This window comes from Tindallia texcoconensis (assembly GCF_055383815.1).
This window is the reverse complement of record NZ_AP042431.1, coordinates 1886322-1903464: the sequence shown is the minus strand read 5'-3', so window position 1 is coordinate 1903464 and position 17143 is coordinate 1886322. Positions and strand designations below refer to the sequence as shown.

The window sequence follows — 17143 nt, the reverse complement described above, 5'->3', positions numbered from 1 at the left end:
TCAAATTATCGTTAGAATCTTCCGACTATATTTTCGTATATTGGCTTTTTCTATATTCATGTTATACTAATAGTAGGTTCATATTAACAATGCCCAAAACTAATTCTACTATTTTTTTAATCAATTATGTTAAAATGTTATCAATCTGAATTGGAGCATCGTTCATGAATCCTTTTGTCATTTGTATCGTACTCGTAACCAACACATAAATTAGGATGAATAGGAGGTATTTACATGTTCGAAACCAAAATGAATAAAATTAACACGCTTCAAAAAGTAGCCGATCGCACCGCTGCCCCAGAGGTGCGTATTGAGAAAGACTCTTTAGGGACTATGGAAATCCCTGCAAAGGCTTACTATGGCATCCAATCCAAGCGAGCTCAAGAAAATTTTCCCCTGCCAGTGGGTAAGGTCCATCAAGAGTTGATCCAAAGTATGGGCCAAGTAAAGTATGCTTGTGTTGCTGCCAACCTTGAAACCAATGCTATTCCAGAGCAAATTGGAAACGTTATCAAAAAAGCATGTGTTGAACTGATCAATGGAGAATTTGATCATCAGATCATTGTAGAAGCCATTCAGGGTGGTGCTGGTACTTCTATTAATATGAACGTCAATGAAGTATTAGCCAATCGTGCCCTTGAAATTTTAGGCGTAGAGCGAGGCCGCTATGATGTTGTATCTCCCAATACCCATGTTAACATGGCACAATCTACCAACGACGTGGTGCCGACGGCTTTTAAAGTTTCGGTTCTATCCATGGAGAAAAAGTTAATTGATAACCTTGAAAAGCTCTGTCTGGAACTCGAAGCAAAAGAAAAGGAATTTGATGATGTATTGGTTATGGGCCGCACTCACTTGCAAGATGCTCTTCCCATAAGACTAGGTCAAGAATTCGGTGCTTATGCTCGTGTGCTCCGTCGTGATATAGAACGGATTCAAGCAGCCATGAAATCTCTGCATACTGTGAATTTAGGTGCCACGGCTGTTGGAACTGGCCTTAATGCAGACCCTGCCTATATAGAAGCGGCTATTGATGAGCTTCGTTCTGTAACAGGATTAGACCTACAGGTAGCCGAACACTTGGTGGACGGAACGCAAAATACCGATGGCTATATTCATTTGTCTAGTGCCCTAAGAAACTGTGCCCTTAGTATGTCCAAAATGGCTAACGACCTGCGGATGAAAGCATCTGGTCCTTCCTGCGGATTAATGGAAGTAAATCTTCCTCCCGTACAGCCTGGTTCTTCTATCATGCCTGGAAAAGTTAATCCCGTCATGGCAGAAATGATAAACCAAATCTGTTTCCAAGTCCAAGGAAATGATCATACTGTCTCATTGGCCTCTGGTGCAGGTCAATTTGAACTTAATGTTATGGGGCCTGTTCTGTTCAAGAATTTATTTGAATCTATAGATATCATCACTTATGGAGCAGAAGCTTTTGCAGAGCGATGTATTAAAGGCATCACAGCCAATAAAGAAGCCTGTCATGAAAAAGTTCAATCCAGCGTTGCTTTAGCCACTGCCTTAAATCCACACTTGGGCTATGAAGCCACTTCAGAAATTGCCAAAGAAGTGCTCCAAACAAAGAATAGCGTTCGCCAGGTCACCTTAGAAAAAGGATTGTTAAGTGAGTCTGACTTAGATGATATTCTACAAGCAAAAGAAATGACGGAGCCTGGTATCGCAGGAAAGCATCTCATTGGCATAGGCCTTCGCCAAGCATAAAAAAACTAAATTTCCTTTCACTAAAAACCCCTTCTTATGGATACATGCCATAACAAGGGGTTTTCTTCGCATTCGATGATTTTTTTCTAGATCTTTATTTTCATCAGTTTTTCTTTGGTAGCCGTAGCTTGAGCGGTCATCCCATCAGTAGATTTGTTAATTCCTATTAAAGTACCACTAGTAGTTTCCACCAGTTCATTGGTGGCTTGAACAGATTCATTGATGGACTCTGTTTTATTGGTAATCTGATAAATCAGATGGCCAAACTCCTGGGAAAAATCAGCCTGCTCTTGATTGATTTCATTTATATCATGAATTCGATGATCTACATTCTCAATTTGACCAACAATGCCTGTCAATGTTTGTTTCGTCCTATCCGAAGCATCTCTTATTTCACCTAAAGTCTCGGAAGCTTCTTTCATTTCATTCCCCAACTCCATAATGCCGGTTTTTAAAGCTTCCATTGTTTTTTCAATGGCTTCCACCGAAGATCCAGTTTCCTCTGCTAAGGAATTTACCTCATCGGCTACAACGGCAAATCCCTTTCCTGCTTCTCCAGCTCGGGCACTTTCTATTTTAGCATTAATGGCTAAAATTCCTGTTTGCTGTGAAATCTTCTGAATGGTTTCTGTGACTAGGGTGATTTTTTCTGAGTATTCTTGTAACACCTCTGTGGTTTTTGCCAAACGCTCAAAGGATGCAGTGGTGTTATGAATTCTATCCTCTACGCCCTGAGCCGCATTCTGACCTTCTTCAGCTAGAACTCTTGCATCTTCTGATCTTTCCAAAATCCGTTCAGAAGAGGCCATGATTTTTTCACTACGATTCTTCAGCAACTCAGAATCCTGAGATGCTTTCTCCACTGCCTGCATGGTGTTTCCAACTTCTCTTTCAATATTATCCGTACGGTCTTTTATTCCTTCCATGGTTCGTGAAATTAATTCCGTATTGCTACTCAACTCTTGACTGGCAGCTTCCATTTGTTCTGATGAAACCGTAGACTGCCTTACCATCTCTGACAAGCTGTCTACCATATCATTAATCCCTCTCCCAAGACTAGCGATTTCATCTTCTTTGGTTATGTCTAGTCTTTCTCTTAAATCACCATTTGCAACGTTGTTTGCAAATTTTTGTAATGCACTGACCCGATTTAAAATAATCCATTTTATGGCAAAGGTCATAAATATGGTTAGAATAATCAAATTGGTAAACGAGGTGATCATTGTTATAATGCCGATATTCGCAACACCCATTCTCTCAATTTGTTGGTTAATAAAGCCTGCCAGAAATGGGGTAATCAGCTGTGCAATGACTATGACCACAATAAACTTAAGTGTAAGGGACCCTGTAATTCCTTTAAAACCTTTTTCTGCATGTTGCTGTTTCATCAAACCGCTCCTTTTTACTTCCTCTAATTTCCATAGCTTACCTATATCATTATATCAAAGGAATGCAACTTATCAGTTGTTCGATGCAACAGACACTCTCACTTATTAATGATCCTAGTAATGTCTTTGTTTTTACTGTTTGGGAATCCGAAGCATCCGATGGCTTTGGATTTCCGGATCTTCAACCACATAGGTGTCTATCAAGATATCATGCCACCCTTGGTTTTTTTTATGGATGACTCCCCACATATACCCAAAATGAGTCCCCAAGAATTGAGCTACGGTTCGCCCTACAACTTCTCTGAGAAAAACGGTTTTCCAAGTAAGCGGCGTTGCCGTTTCTTGAACAACTCGTATTCCCACCATCATTTTTCCGATGGTTTGTCCCCATATTTTTGTCAAAACAGAAAAATAAATGGCTCCTACGACTCCTATTGTCATCAAGTGCATTGCAAACAATGGGATCTCCAATAAAATACCACCAGTAACGGCTCCCAATATGGTCCCTATTCCACTTATCATGACCATATCAATCAGATAGGCCTTTACTCGATCCGAAATACGTGCAATCCTATATTCTTCCCAATCAGAAGGCTCTTCCAAAGAGTGGGTTTCTTGGTCAATCATTGATGTATCCATTTATTGATTCGCCTCCTTTAATTTGTCCATAAGTACATGGGAACTGGAGGACTGTCTATGGACAAAGGAATGGGATAACTGGACTTCGACTCTTTTCTAAACCACTGTTCAAGCATGGATAAACGCTGATTTGAATTTAAGAGCCTTTGCCAGCTAAAAGAACTTGGTTGTCTTAAAATAACCACGGTTGCATCTTCTTGATCCGCCATCTGCTTTGCTTTTTCAATCCCATCTTCAAACATCCCTAAAGAATCAATTAACCCATTTTCCAAAGCTTGAGCTCCGCTGTAGATTCTGCCATCGGCTAACTTTTCTACTTTCTCCGACTCCATCCCTCTGCCCTCTACAATTGCTTCTACAAAATACTGATGCATTTCGTCAATAATACTCTGCATCACTTCTCGCTCTTCAGGTTCCATATGTCTTAAGGGGTTCATCAAGTCTTTCAGGTCCCCACTTTTGATGGTTGCATCCTCTACCCCCCAACGCTCTGCTAATTGATGCAAATTAATACTCTGCATAATGACACCAATAGATCCAGTAATCGTGTTTCGAGTCGCCATAATATGATCCGCAGGTGCCGCAATGTAATAACCGCCAGATGCAGCTACCTGATCCATAAAGACCACCAAGGGTTTTTCATTTTCTTCTTTTAAAGTCATAATTCGCTGAAAGATTTCATCGCTCTCAGAAACTCCACCACCTGGTGAGTTCACGTACAGAACAATAGCTTTCACCTTCTCATCTTCATATACAGTTTCTAGTCTTTTGAGAAATGAATGATGCTGATACTCTGGTTCATCGAAAACCCCACTTGTATCTCGAGAAGTAATGATTCCTGTGACTTCTAGTACTGCCACCACAGCATCAGATCCTTTTTCAAGCGTTACTTCTTCCCACTCTTCATCTGCCAATAATTTTTTATCCACACTGCCTGATGTTTCCATCACCACGGAAATCATCAGAATCACTACAAACAATCCACTAGCAATCCACCTTTTTTTATTCATATAAACCTCCCTGACCTCAAAATGTTAATCCTCTCTTTTGATCCATTCTTCTTTCTATTCTTCCGAATCATACCATCAACCCAAAAGAAAATAAAAAGAGATTTCCTATCCGATTTTATCACATTTAAACGTTAGTTTCCAAAAAACCATCGTTTTTTTCTACTTCACCTTTTTATCCCTATACATGGTTATGCCAACGCAACCACTTTTGTTAAAAACACTTCAACTAATTCAGGGTCAAACTGAGAACCAGAGCATCGTTCTAACTCCTTCTTTGCTTCCTTGGGACTACATTTTTCTCTATAATTCCTATCAAAGGTCATTGCATCAAAGGCATCTATAATTGCTATCACCCTTGCTAAAAAAGGAATATTCCTTTCTTTTAGAGCAAGTGGATAGCCACTCCCATCCCATTTTTCATGATGAGTAAGCACGCCTTCAGCCACTCCTGGAATTTTCGTTATCTGCTTTGCTATTTGAAATCCAACTATTGTGTGCTTTTTTAATGCTTCCCATTCACAGTCAGTCAACCCATTTATATTTTGAAGAATAGATTTTTCTACCCCAATTTTTCCTAAATCATGCAGTTCTGCAACCAAAGCTACTTTTTTTAGTTCTATCCCCTCTAAATTCAGTTCTTTCCCAAATCGTATAGCCATTTTATTCATTCTAGTGCTATGCTTTAACACTTCAGGATCAATTTCATTAAGTAAAATGTTGATACAATCCAACGGAGATAACTTTTTTTTTCGACGTATCCCGTTAACCCTATGGTTTTCTTGACACAGAACAATTAGGTTCCCGCTATTTTGATACTGATCCCTAGGCAAAAGCCCTTTCAACTGTTCTTGATCCATAGAATTCATTGCTTCAACCACGAAAGCCCAAATATTCCCGTCAACTCCAAATTCTTTTCCATTTAAAAGGGATCTTGCTTTTTTTTCAGAGTTGAAAACGCTTTTTTCATAACAAAAGAGAGTTAATATCCTGAAAATCCGATCTTTGATGTATTTATCTTCCTCAACATTTATCAATCTTAGTAAATCCTTTTGATCAAAAGCCATGTTCTGCTTATGCATTCCAGTCATAGTGAGCTCATCAATGTATTTATCCAATAGACTACTCCTTCTGTCCATATTCTCATCAAAAGTGTTCTTTGGGTAAGGCCGCTCTTAGCATCTTAAACGCCGTGTAGCTAATAACCGCAATTACCAACCATGTAAGTACTTCCATAGGAAGTTCCGATATGAAATTAGCAGCAAGGACGACTGCTGGAACGCCGCCAAGGGCCAAACCCAGTGCCGCTCTGGCATCGAGGGCTGCATGGTTGATAAACTTTATGCTTCCTATTGGCATAAGAAATGCACAGGAACCCATCATAATTGGAAATGCCGCCAGTTGATCCATTCCTAATAAATAAACTAATGCCATACACGGAGCATATAACCCTACTCCCAGCGACATAAGCGCTCCTAAAACAAAATTGCCCATCACAGCAATCAGCAGAGACCCTCCACTTAACCCGATCTGATTTCCAGCAGAAGGCATCGCTTGAATCACATCTGTTCCCAATATCATGATAATCGCTGTAATGATCAACGCAAAACCCATTCCAAATTGAACTTTAGTTTCTGAAAGTCCAGAAACAATATCCGCCCCTAGGTGAGCTCCTATTGCAGCTGCCAAAATCATCAGTATGAGTGTTATGGGATCTACCTCTACTCGTCGTATAAATATAAATGCCATTGTAACCACTGGCAATGTATGCCCTACTAGCATTGTTCCAGGTATAATCCGATCTTTCACTAACTTCGTATGTCGATACCAAGAAGCCGTTGGAGCAAAACTCCCTATTCCTAAAGAATCAAAAAAATCTGTAACAAACCCTATTAGTATCATATGCACCGATGGAAAACCTTCAAAATAGTGAAAGAGCGATTGTCCCCATTTTATAATATACAAAAATGTCATGACACCAAGAACAGCTAAAAATCCAATTATAATCATCCATTATCCTCCTACTCTTAACGGCATAGGCTAAATCTAGTGTACTAATACGTAACGGTACCTAGGCTGAATACTCTTCAGATCCTTTATTAGCCTGATTTTCCTCTTGGGTGAGCCGTTCTTTATCCTGAACTGATTTTAAATGTTTAAGCTCTTCTATTTCCTCTTGCATAAGCGTGTTATCCAGTTTCAATGCAGTATTCTCTTCTATCAATTCATTAATTAAAGATTTTTCTTTCTGTGATTTAAAGCGATAGGCTTCAATGCACTCATTTTTATCTCTAATTTGTTCTGTTACTACATTAACAAAATTTTTGACAAGGTTCACCTTGTGCCGATATGCTTTTCTTTTTCGAGAGAGGTATTCAAATTGATAGCGGTTTTTTTCACTTTTTCTTATTCTCTCTTGAAGGATTTGTAGATCAACTTCATAAAACTGACGTGCTTCTTTCATGAATTCTATTTTTTGATTCAATGTATCAATCGCATCATTTTTATCCTTTACGTTTGTCTGGATTAACTTAATTCTTCCTCTATAGGTTTGCGTTGCTTTCGATTTAATGCTTAAAAACGAATCTTTTTCTTGTTTTAATTTTCTTAATACTCCTTGAAATTGTCTTTTATTTTTGTCCAAAACCGCGTATTCTAATCCCTTACTTCCTGCGGATTTTTTTAATTTTTCTATTTGTTCTTCGTAGTCTATAAGCCTACTATGCACTTCATTCGCTGCCTGATCCGTATAGTGTACATCCTTTTTTAAGGCTTTGATTTCATTATTTTTATTTTGAATAGCTTCTCGTAATGTATCCACTTCTTTATTCTTTAGCGCCAACCGTATGCTTTTTTCCTCAATCCAATCCCGAAACGAAGCTAATTCATTGTTGTACACACGCAGTCGCTGTAACATTTGATTCATCGTTTCTATTTTTTCATTCTCCATTACAGACTTTTCAAATTCATCTATAGAATCCCTTTGATTTCCCCATTCTGCTGCTAATTCACCCGTATTATCCAGTGTACTCCCCAACATCATATCGTACTCTTGTTCTATAGTCAGTACATATTCTTCTACTTCTTTTAACTGTTTTTTCACAAGTTTATTCTCATGAAAAGCTAATACTTTTTCAGCACGGCCTTCTTTCAACTGATTTTTAAGGCTTTTAAGCATTTCTTCTGTTTGTTTAATATAATTCCCAAGATGTTTTTCAACGCTTCCTTCAGAATATACGCCACGATATGGCTGCTCAAGCTTGTCAGAAAGAATATGCTTTTCTTTCCTGTTCTTTATCCTTTTGGCTCGTCTCAAAATCACAAGAAATATAGCTAATACTAAAGCTCCTATCCCTATTATTACGTATTTCATTTCATCGCCCTCCTCTTCATTCTAATTTAACGCTCTACAACCTCTTTACTTCAAGAAGCCCTTCGCTATATTTCCTGATCTTTGTCAACGTAATTTCCACCAAATCCCCTGCCATATCAGTCCATTTTATCGATTCTAACAATACATATATCATGAGGCTGAACATTAACCGTATGGAATGTTTCATCCTCATACTCCTTACATTCTATTGCTAATTCTGGCATCATCGTTTTTTGAATATAATGATATTCTTCTTCTTTTAAAAAACCTTCCCCTGTAAAAGAGGTGTAGTCTTGATTTTCACTACAAACGCTTTCGTTAAAAGTGTATTCCGACACTTTGTATTTCTTCATACTCTTAGGAATTACAATTTGATATTGCCTACTCTTTGGTATGCTCTGTAATCCAGTTGCTTCCCAACGACCTTTCTGTCCTAAATAAAAAAAACCAAAAATACTATCTTTTTTTTGAGAAATTACGCATCCTTCTTCTTCTACAAGTATTTCGCTATCTGCAAGGAATTGATAAAGATTTAACAAGTAGTACAAGGGTCTTCTGAATGCTTTATCAATACGCCCAAAGTCACGCCATTTTTTATGGCCATTTTCTGTCCATCTAATTTGAAATAAGGAAACGACTGATGCAGCTTTGCATGTCTTTGATAAAGCAGTTTCCAGCAAAATATGGTAGCCCATCATTGTTTTGGTGTGTTTTTTAAGATTCTTTTGGAATTCATATGTTAAATCAACGATTAGGTGAGGATTATCACTATTGGATGTTTTAGGCAGCAGTTTACTTATTTTTTCCTCTGCTGCAGTGTATTGTTCTTGTATGCCTTCAGGATCAGACATTATATCTGGACTTTTTTCTTGATATATGAAGCGTGCACTGAAAAAATCAAATTGCTTTAACTTGTATTTTAGAACCTTCAAGCATCGACCCCTTAGTCGTTGGTTACTAATGACATATTCACCTATATGTAACCCTCTGTACTGTATGTCTTGACATACCTTCCCTTTTATCAATTCAACGAAACACTGAATCGCTTGATCCATTGTCTCCAAATAGTCTTCACTAAAAATAGAGTTAAACCCTTCTAAATTCAGTTCAAAACGACATTGGCGCAGTTGCGTTTTTGTTATACGTTTAAATAAGAGGTCAAACTTCCCAAGCAGATCCAGGTATCTTTCTTTATCACCTATAGGAGGCTGTTCGCACTGGTCATAATTAACCCCAAAATCAATGGAGAAAATCGGTGTCACCGATAACTGTCCAGCTAATATCATTAATGTTTTGATATTCTCTTCATCAAATAGTGTTTTTTCATCATTAGCAAGGGATACATAAAACTTTTCATCACTATACTTAAGTTTAAATCGAATAAATTGCGTCGACAACTCCTTCGATAGGGTTTTTACACATTTTATCATCGACTCGTTAAAATCTATTTCCCGATCCATCATACAGCTCTCAAAATCGGCGACGACGCCCCATTTCATTTGCATAATGCCTATGGGCTTCTCCGTATGAATCGTATGATTTCTTCTTTTCATAAAACTTTCGCTTTTCAGAAAGCCTTTTTTTTCGATTTCTTTGATAAACGGTTTTACTTCTGGTATCGTTTGCAAACAGCACTCATCCGCATCTAAATGCAATTTTTTGTATTTGTTTCTTAGGGAAAGTGGTGCGATATTTAAAAATAACTTGAAATCTCGATTCATCGTTCGTGATTCCTTATAGCCACACTGATATGCTATTTCAACAATTGGATCCTCTGTGCTTAGAATTTTTTCTGCAGCCAAAGAGAGCTTTACTCTCGTTACAAATCGGGTAAAACTTAAACCCGTCACCTCGCGAAACATTCTCGAAAGGTACGAATAACTAAGTTTGTATTCTACAGCCACTTCTTCTAATGTTTTTTCAAAATCAGATTGCCTAATATAGGTTTCTGCTACATCAAAAACTACAGTCTGTATACTCTCATCATTCCCTTCAATTGAAGAACTTGCACGCCTTTTAAGAAGCTTGTTTACGCAGTGCCCTACCATATGAACATTTTGATCTATATTAATATCTTTACCGTTACCTCTAATTTGCCATAAGTATAATTCAGCAATTTTTTCAAAAAGCACTTTATGGGTATCCTTTGAATCTACTCGTATTTTATGTGCACACACATCTTTATAACCAATATCCTTAATTTGTTCGTCATCCATTTGAAAAACAAAAACAATATTGTCTTCTGATACTGGTATTACTTTATGTGCCGCTCGTTGTTTAATTAAACAATGATCTCCTTGATTAAGAACCCTTTCACCTAACTTCGTTTGAAGCTTTATAGTTCCTCTCACAATATACAATATTTCTGCTTCCTGATGAACAGAAAAAACTTCCTGCTGAATTTGTACTAAAGAAGCTTTATATGAGTGTTGTTTTTTCGCTACTAAAAAATCCATACTGCTTGATATAATACTAAAGGCGTCCTCAGAGGTGTTCATTTTGACATCCATCAACATGCATCTCCCCCTCCTAGTTTGCTGCCTCTTTTAGAATGCTTTTAAATTTCCGGAAGGTTATACAACCCTACTACACAGTAAAGACTCATACAGGATCCACCCTTACCTTCAGCCTACTATCCTTGCTGTCAATCACACTTCCGTCAAAAACAGATTCTATACAAAAAAGGACAGATTAATCTTATCTGTCGGTTACGCCACTGGATCACAGTAGTATAAGGCGTCCATCTTTAACTACTGTTCCTCTCCCCATTTTCCACTCTCACCTATTCTCTAAAAATTATCCAAATTAGTTTAGTCTGTTCAGTATATTAAGAATTTATTTGCTATTTCAATGGTATCATAGTAACCAGCAGATACTCTACCTGCTAACGTTCTGCTGCCTTTTTGGCTGAGAATTTAATAATATCATTGGCTTCACTTCCTTTATATTCAGTTAGTTCGTTTTTTAATGAATCAATTTCATCTAGCATCTCGATGTTTTCAGATTTTAGTTTTATCTTTTCTTCCATTAAGTTTCGAATTTTCGCTTGATCATTTTCATGTTGCTCCATAGCTTCTTTAATCATTTTTTCTTTGATTCCAATTTCTTCAAGTAAATTTTGTAGGTATGTTTCCATAGATTCTAGCTGACTTTTGTAGCCATCTATTTTTCTTTTCTGTAATAAATATTCCCGTTCATTTATTTCATTTTGATCTAATCTATTTTGTAGCATTTGAATGTCTACTTCTAATGTTTCTTGCTCTTCCTGCATGCTGTTCACTGAGTTTTGCAATTCATTGGCTTGGGCTTCTTTCTCTTGTAGCTTTTCTGTTACCTCATCTACTTTCTGCTTAAAGCTTTGCAAAGCTCGTTCCTTCTCCATTTTAATATGATCTCGTTCCTTCTGGAGTTCTTCTACTTCTTGTTCCATTGCCGCAATTTGCTCATTGACAGCACTATCAGGCACTTCAGCTTCATTCAGTTGTTTTTGTAAATCTTCAAGCTGTTGCTGGTACTCTACTAAAGTTTGATTTGCAACATTAAGTTGGTCTTCACTTTTCTGTAACTGCTCTGCCAACACAAGGATTTCATTGTCCTTCTCCTGCATCGCTTCAGATAATTCTTGGATCTGGGTATCCTTAGCTTGGAGTAGCTCTTCCTTTTCTTTTAGAAGTACTCTGAGCCGTTCCATTTCTGCTTTGGACTCGGTTAAATCAGCTTCAATGGCTATCATTTTTGCATCCAATTGCTCTATTTCGTCTTCTTTACTTTTGATCGCCTGTTCCATTCTTTCATCTTGACTATTTAATTTTTCTAATACTTCCTGAGCCTCTTTTTGTTCTTTTTGAAGATTGCTCTGCAGTTCTGTATTCTCTTGTACTGCTTGATCGTATTCTTCTTTCAAGCTATAAACACGTTTTTCCACGTCTTCAAATTGTTTCTTTAATAATTCGTTTTCTTGATGAAGCATTTCTTTTTCCGACAAGGTATGATTCAGTTGGTCTTCTAAGTTCTCCCTCATTTGCTCTGCTGTCTCTTTATAGGAGTTAATATACTCTTCAACACTTTTTTTCGAATAGCCACCCATTACTTTTTTCAGCGTCCCGCTGTCACACAATCTTTCAACATGACTTTTATCTTCCTCTTTTTTATCGTATAAATCGCCTACTCCATATCCTTTATAATACATTTAAAGCACCTCCATTTCGATTGATTTGCCAGCCATTCCTTTGGCTTGTTCTGTATTCCATATCGTTTCCAAAATATGCTTCGTGCCCCTTACTCTTTTGCTGACTCCCCAGGGTTGGAGCCTTTGGTGATCTAAGACCTCGTCCTTTTCATTCAAAAACAAGATGCATATTTCAAATTTCATAAAACAAGTATGCACTTGAGCGCAGTTTCTGAGTAAGAGGCCTTCGTGGTCCATCTCCTTTTTCCACATAAGTCCTCTTAATCGCTGTTTAAATGTAGTAGCTTCTTTAACTATTATTTTCACTATTGGATACCTCCCTACTGAAAGGCTGCTTTTAGCACTGGTACCGCTGGACCTAACAAAACAATAAAGATAACCGGGAAGATAAACGCAATCATTGGCAAGAGAATTTTAATAGGGATTTTTCCAGCTCGCTCTTCCATGTCTTGTTTATAGATTTCCCGTATGGTACGTGACTGGGTGTCCAGTACATTTTGCAAAGAAATCCCCAACGCCTCCGCTTGGATGATGGCATTCACCAAATTTGATACTTCATCAACTTCACACCGTTCACTCATTGCTTGCAAGCAGTCTTTCCTACGTTTCCCCAGCATTATTTCTCTTTTAACAACACTAAATTCATGAATCAATGGTCCTTCTGCTTTTTCTAGAATATAGGTTAGTGCTTGATCAAAACTTAAGCCAGCGACAACGCAAACGTTCAATAAATCAATCGTTTCTGGTAGTTGACCTTTTATCATATTTTTTCGTTTTGTAATGACGCTTTCCAAGGCCCATCTTCTATAAACATATCCAGCCAACACACCTATGATGAAATTCAAAATCTTATGCCCTATGCCGCCACTTGTACATATCATAAAAAGGATTCCCAAACCAAGAATAATAACAAGATTCATAGAACGATAATCCTTGGGATTCATTCTTATATCCGCTTTAGCCAATTTCTTCCCTAATTCTCGTTGTGTACTTTCCCTAAAGGGCATCACCAAGCTTATAGCTCTTATGATGCCCAGGGCCATAGGCTGTAAAAATCGTTCATTAAAACTTAAATCCATGGTATCTTTAATCATATGTCTTTTAGGTACATTGAAGTTTTTTATTTCCATCAATCTTTTATTAAATACTTGTCCCCGACTCTCCATTCCTTTGATCCAGGAATATACAAATACCACTACACTGATAATCCCTATAATTCTAACTATTCCGTGTTCCACTGTTCCAGACCCCCTGCGGGTTTATTTCTTATAGTTTGATATTAATCATTTTTCGAATAATTACGTAACCTAGAATCTCAAGCACAAGGGCTATGCCTAATAACACATGCCCATAGGTTGTAGTCCACATCGGCTCCATATAAGATGGATTTATAAGTGTTACTACTACTAACAGAAAAACAGGAATCAATGCCACAATTAGTCCACTAATTCTCCCTTGTGCTGTCAATGCATTAATCTTTTTTTTCATCAGCATCCTTTCGCGAAGTGTCTCACTAATATTGTCCAAAATAGTGGCCAAATTCCCTCCAACTTTCTTTTGAATGGCCACGGCTATATTCACCATTTCTAAATCCTTTGACTCCATCCGCTCTGCTACCCTATCTAAGGATGCCCCTATCGTATCTCCTAATTCAACCTCTCTGAACACCTGTCTAAATTCTGTTCCTATTGGATCTGGTAAATCATAAGAGACAGTGCTAATAGCTTGTTCAAAGGTGAAACCCGCACGTAGACTATTGGAGAGAACCATGAGGGCATCTTTTAACTGAACGCTAAATTTTTCTCTTCTTTTTTTGCTTTTAATGCTGACAAATATCGGCGGCGCAAGTGAAACAAGAATCAAAATAGTTACTACCGTCATTATAGGTGCTTGTGCAATAAGCAATACCATCGAGATCACCCCTGTCAATCCTATCCATAAACTTAGAAATTCCTCTGGCTTCAGATGTATCCCAGCACCAACAAGACTTTTTCTTATTTTCTCTGGTACAGGTAGTTTATTTTTTTTCTTCCTACTAAGATAAGTAGACTGTCCCTGATAGCCTGTTAAGCTCAACTTTTGTATTTCTGTACGGCGGTGGTTAAAATTTAATATGCGCCAATAAAACACTTTAATCAACGCATCTACTGCAATATACACTAAAAAAGCTAATAGAAAAGCAATTAATATTTTCATCCTATCACCCTGTTTTCGAGAACCATTCGTCTTTTATCATGATTCCACTTTCTTTTAAGCCCTCCACCACATAAGGCCGAACTCCCGTTGCCACAAACTTACCACGTATCCGTCCAGAAGCATCATACCCATCTTGCTTATACACAAATATATCCTGCAAACTTACCACGTCTCCCTCCATACCTGTAACTTCGGAAATCGCTGTTATTTTCCTCGACCCATCCCTACAACGTGACTGTTGAACAATGATGTCAATGGCAGATGTGATTTGTTCTCTTATGGCTTTAATCGGCAAGTCCATGCCTGCCATCAAAACCATTGTCTCTAATCTGGAAATCATATCTCTCGGGTTGTTGGCATGTGCTGTAGCCAAAGACCCATCATGGCCGGTGTTCATTGCCTGTAGCATATCTAAAGCTTCGCCTGAACGAACCTCACCTACGATAATACGATCCGGTCTCATCCTCAATGAGTTTTTCACCAAATCTCTAATGGCTACTTGGCCTTTTCCTTCTATATTAGGAGGTCTTGACTCCAAACGAATCACATGCTGCTGCATAAGTTTTAATTCCGCCGCATCTTCTATCGTCACAATTCTTTCATTTCCTGGTATGTAACTAGAAAGTACATTTAATAAGGTTGTTTTTCCACTTCCCGTTCCTCCCGAAACCATGACATTGCATTTTCCTTTGACACAAGACTCTAGAAAAGATGCCATATCAAAAGACAGGGTATTGAAATCAATTAAATCTTTGACTCGAAAAGGGACCGAATTGAATTTTCTTATGGTTATTGTCGGTCCATTCAAGGCTACAGGAGGAATGATGGCATTGATCCGTGATCCGTCCATGAGTCTGGCATCAACCATGGGAGTAGCTTCGTCACAACGCCTTCCTATAGGCGATACAATTCGATTGATTATTCGAAGTACATGTTGATCGTCTTTAAAGGTTATGCCAGATTTTTCAATTTTCCCTTTATTTTCGATATAAATATCTTTGGGTCCATTGACCATGATTTCTGAAATGTTGTTATCTCTTAACAAGGATTCTAGCGGACCTAATCCCATCACATCATCATAGATTTCCTGAATAAGGATCTCTTGCCTTGCCTTAGTAAAGGATTTCCCAGAGTCTATTATAGCGTTGGATATGATTAAGCGTACATCTACAGCCTGATCATCCCCATCGTTTTCTCTGATTTGTCGATTGTACTCATCGATAACTGTTTGATGGATGGATTGTTTATATCCTTCTAATTCTTCCGACTGTTTAAGCGCCTCTGATGTTTTGGTGAAATCCATTATATCCGTAATGGCATTGGAAGCGTCTCCACCTGCTTTGGCACGTTTTAATCTTTCAGATAAATTCATCCCGTTACCTCCTTTCCTTGTTTATCATTTGAAAAAACCAATTTTTTTCTTTTTTCTTCCACTTTCTTTCTTTTCGGAGGAATCTTCTGTACCAGTATTATCTATTTCCTTCGCCATGGATTCATAGGCTTCTGCAATTTTAGAGCTAGGTGCTTCCATCACAATGGGTCTTCCCTGATTGACGGCTTCGTTGGCAACTTTTTGATCATAAGGGATGGAAGTAAACACTGGACATTCTAAGGTTTTAACCACATCCTGGAGTTTTACACGCCCAGTTTCCTCTTTGCCCACAACTAGTTTAAGTTTTTCTGCGGGTACGAGAGAATGAACAATTGACAAGCCTTTCTTAGATCTCTGTAAAGAGGCTAAGTCCATGCCCGTTACAAATAGAATTGAAGAAGACAGATCAAAGCAAGATAAGTTGACGGAATTAAATCCAATACTTGTGTCGATAAGAATATAATCAAAGTAAGTTCGCAGTAAAGATATTATTTTTTCTGTTTGAGAAGAAGAAATATTTTCTACAAATTCTGGGCTATTAGGAGCAGCTAATACACTAACACCCGAAGTATGTGTCCCCATATACTTTCTTACATTATCCGCATTTAGCGTCGGTTGATCTTCCAACAGCTCCGCAATGGTTTTTTCTGGATTCATCCTCATATCATACGCTATTTCACCATATTCAAGATCAAAATCTAAAATTGCTACCCTTCGCTTTAACTGGGCAAGTTTTGTGGCTAAGTTCACCACCATAGTAGTTGCCCCCACACCTCCTTTGGAACGGCATACCGTAATCACTCTTGATTTGTAATTACTACTTGTCGTATGCTGCAAAGCTGCCAATCGGGACATTTCATTGCTTCGGATTCCCTTAAGCTGAGCCATCAGAGAGTCTTTTTCTGCCTGAAAAGGCAAGATATAATGAATACCGGCTTGCATTACTTGTTGCATCACTTCGTAATTGTATTCTTTTGTAATGACTACAGGTGTTACGTTAGGACGTAACAAATATATCTGTTGAGCTACCCGCGTTGTAGTACTCAACTGATTAGCCGCTATAATGGCTATTTCAGGTTTCGTTTGCGTTATTTTTTCTAATACCTGACTTTCATCATCGGTTGTACCTACAATCTGAAATTCCTCATCCGTCAACAATTGTTGAAAATATTGTGACGTTTCGCCATCCGCAAAGATCATTAATTTCGCAGCCATAAGATCCTCCTACCTATAATTTTTAGTGAAATCCAACCT

At 38.0% G+C, this 17143-nt stretch carries 14 protein-coding genes; 1 reads left to right on the top strand and 13 read right to left on the bottom strand.

All coding sequences use genetic code 11. The features are described from left to right. Positions 1-234 precede the first annotated feature (234 nt). Complete coding sequence (locus ACZ47N_RS08585; RefSeq protein WP_464886143.1) at positions 235-1725, top strand: aspartate ammonia-lyase; 1491 nt, start codon at positions 235-237, stop codon at positions 1723-1725. Between the two features lie 86 nt (positions 1726-1811). Here the strand turns inward: ACZ47N_RS08585 and ACZ47N_RS08580 are convergent, their stop codons facing one another. The 13 genes from ACZ47N_RS08580 to ACZ47N_RS08520 form a co-directional block, all read right to left on the bottom strand. Further along, the gene (locus tag ACZ47N_RS08580) at positions 1812-3113 is read right to left on the bottom strand and encodes a methyl-accepting chemotaxis protein (protein WP_464886142.1); all 1302 of its coding nucleotides are present in this window, start codon (positions 3111-3113) and stop codon (positions 1812-1814) included. Between the two features lie 132 nt (positions 3114-3245). Beyond that, positions 3246-3752, bottom strand: a complete 507-nt coding sequence (locus ACZ47N_RS08575) for an RDD family protein (RefSeq protein WP_464886141.1) — start codon at positions 3750-3752, stop codon at positions 3246-3248. A gap of 17 nt (positions 3753-3769) precedes the next feature. After that, the gene (sppA, locus tag ACZ47N_RS08570) at positions 3770-4762 is read right to left on the bottom strand and encodes a signal peptide peptidase SppA (RefSeq protein ID WP_464886140.1); all 993 of its coding nucleotides are present in this window, start codon (positions 4760-4762) and stop codon (positions 3770-3772) included. 188 nt (positions 4763-4950) lie between these two features. Then, on the bottom strand, positions 4951-5877 hold the full coding sequence (locus ACZ47N_RS08565; RefSeq protein WP_464886139.1) for an HD-GYP domain-containing protein: 927 nt from the start codon (positions 5875-5877) through the stop codon (positions 4951-4953). 28 nt (positions 5878-5905) lie between these two features. Beyond that, positions 5906-6769, bottom strand: coding sequence for a TSUP family transporter (locus ACZ47N_RS08560; protein WP_464886138.1), 864 nt, complete (start codon positions 6767-6769; stop codon positions 5906-5908). 61 nt (positions 6770-6830) lie between these two features. Continuing rightward, positions 6831-8132 (bottom strand): hypothetical protein, encoded by a 1302-nt coding sequence (locus ACZ47N_RS08555; RefSeq protein WP_464886137.1) that lies wholly within the window; start codon positions 8130-8132, stop codon positions 6831-6833. A 116-nt stretch (positions 8133-8248) separates the two neighbouring features. Next, positions 8249-10648, bottom strand: coding sequence for an AraC family transcriptional regulator (locus ACZ47N_RS08550; protein ID WP_464886136.1), 2400 nt, complete (start codon positions 10646-10648; stop codon positions 8249-8251). 368 nt (positions 10649-11016) lie between these two features. Beyond that, the gene (locus ACZ47N_RS08545; RefSeq protein WP_464886135.1) at positions 11017-12321 is read right to left on the bottom strand and encodes a hypothetical protein; all 1305 of its coding nucleotides are present in this window, start codon (positions 12319-12321) and stop codon (positions 11017-11019) included. After that, positions 12322-12627 (bottom strand): DUF192 domain-containing protein, encoded by a 306-nt coding sequence (locus ACZ47N_RS08540; RefSeq protein WP_464886134.1) that lies wholly within the window; start codon positions 12625-12627, stop codon positions 12322-12324. It abuts the gene before it with no gap. Between the two features lie 14 nt (positions 12628-12641). Next, complete coding sequence (locus ACZ47N_RS08535) at positions 12642-13559, bottom strand: type II secretion system F family protein (RefSeq protein ID WP_464886133.1); 918 nt, start codon at positions 13557-13559, stop codon at positions 12642-12644. Positions 13560-13587: 28 nt separating this feature from the next. Beyond that, a complete protein-coding gene (locus tag ACZ47N_RS08530) occupies positions 13588-14517 on the bottom strand; it encodes a type II secretion system F family protein (RefSeq protein WP_464886132.1) in 930 nt (309 codons plus the stop codon). A 4-nt stretch (positions 14518-14521) separates the two neighbouring features. Beyond that, positions 14522-15889: a CpaF family protein gene (locus ACZ47N_RS08525; protein WP_464886131.1), complete on the bottom strand. Its 1368-nt coding sequence runs from the start codon at positions 15887-15889 to the stop codon at positions 14522-14524. 24 nt (positions 15890-15913) lie between these two features. Continuing rightward, positions 15914-17104, bottom strand: coding sequence for a P-loop NTPase (locus ACZ47N_RS08520; RefSeq protein WP_464886130.1), 1191 nt, complete (start codon positions 17102-17104; stop codon positions 15914-15916). Positions 17105-17143: the final 39 nt, after the last annotated feature.

Excerpts from the sequence above, each read along its gene's own strand:
- ACZ47N_RS08585 (WP_464886143.1), top strand. The coding sequence starts at position 235 with ATGTTCGAAACCAAAATGAATAAAATTAACACGCTTCAAAAAGTAGCC.
- ACZ47N_RS08580 (WP_464886142.1), bottom strand. The coding sequence starts at position 3,113 with ATGAAACAGCAACATGCAGAAAAAGGTTTTAAAGGAATTACAGGGTCC.
- ACZ47N_RS08575 (WP_464886141.1), bottom strand. The coding sequence starts at position 3,752 with ATGGATACATCAATGATTGACCAAGAAACCCACTCTTTGGAAGAGCCT.
- sppA (WP_464886140.1), bottom strand. The coding sequence starts at position 4,762 with ATGAATAAAAAAAGGTGGATTGCTAGTGGATTGTTTGTAGTGATTCTG.
- ACZ47N_RS08560 (WP_464886138.1), bottom strand. The coding sequence starts at position 6,769 with ATGATTATAATTGGATTTTTAGCTGTTCTTGGTGTCATGACATTTTTG.
- ACZ47N_RS08555 (WP_464886137.1), bottom strand. The coding sequence starts at position 8,132 with ATGAAATACGTAATAATAGGGATAGGAGCTTTAGTATTAGCTATATTT.
- ACZ47N_RS08550 (WP_464886136.1), bottom strand. The coding sequence starts at position 10,648 with ATGTTGATGGATGTCAAAATGAACACCTCTGAGGACGCCTTTAGTATT.
- ACZ47N_RS08545 (WP_464886135.1), bottom strand. The coding sequence starts at position 12,321 with ATGTATTATAAAGGATATGGAGTAGGCGATTTATACGATAAAAAAGAG.
- ACZ47N_RS08530 (WP_464886132.1), bottom strand. The coding sequence starts at position 14,517 with ATGAAAATATTAATTGCTTTTCTATTAGCTTTTTTAGTGTATATTGCA.
- ACZ47N_RS08525 (WP_464886131.1), bottom strand. The coding sequence starts at position 15,889 with ATGAATTTATCTGAAAGATTAAAACGTGCCAAAGCAGGTGGAGACGCT.
- ACZ47N_RS08520 (WP_464886130.1), bottom strand. The coding sequence starts at position 17,104 with ATGGCTGCGAAATTAATGATCTTTGCGGATGGCGAAACGTCACAATAT.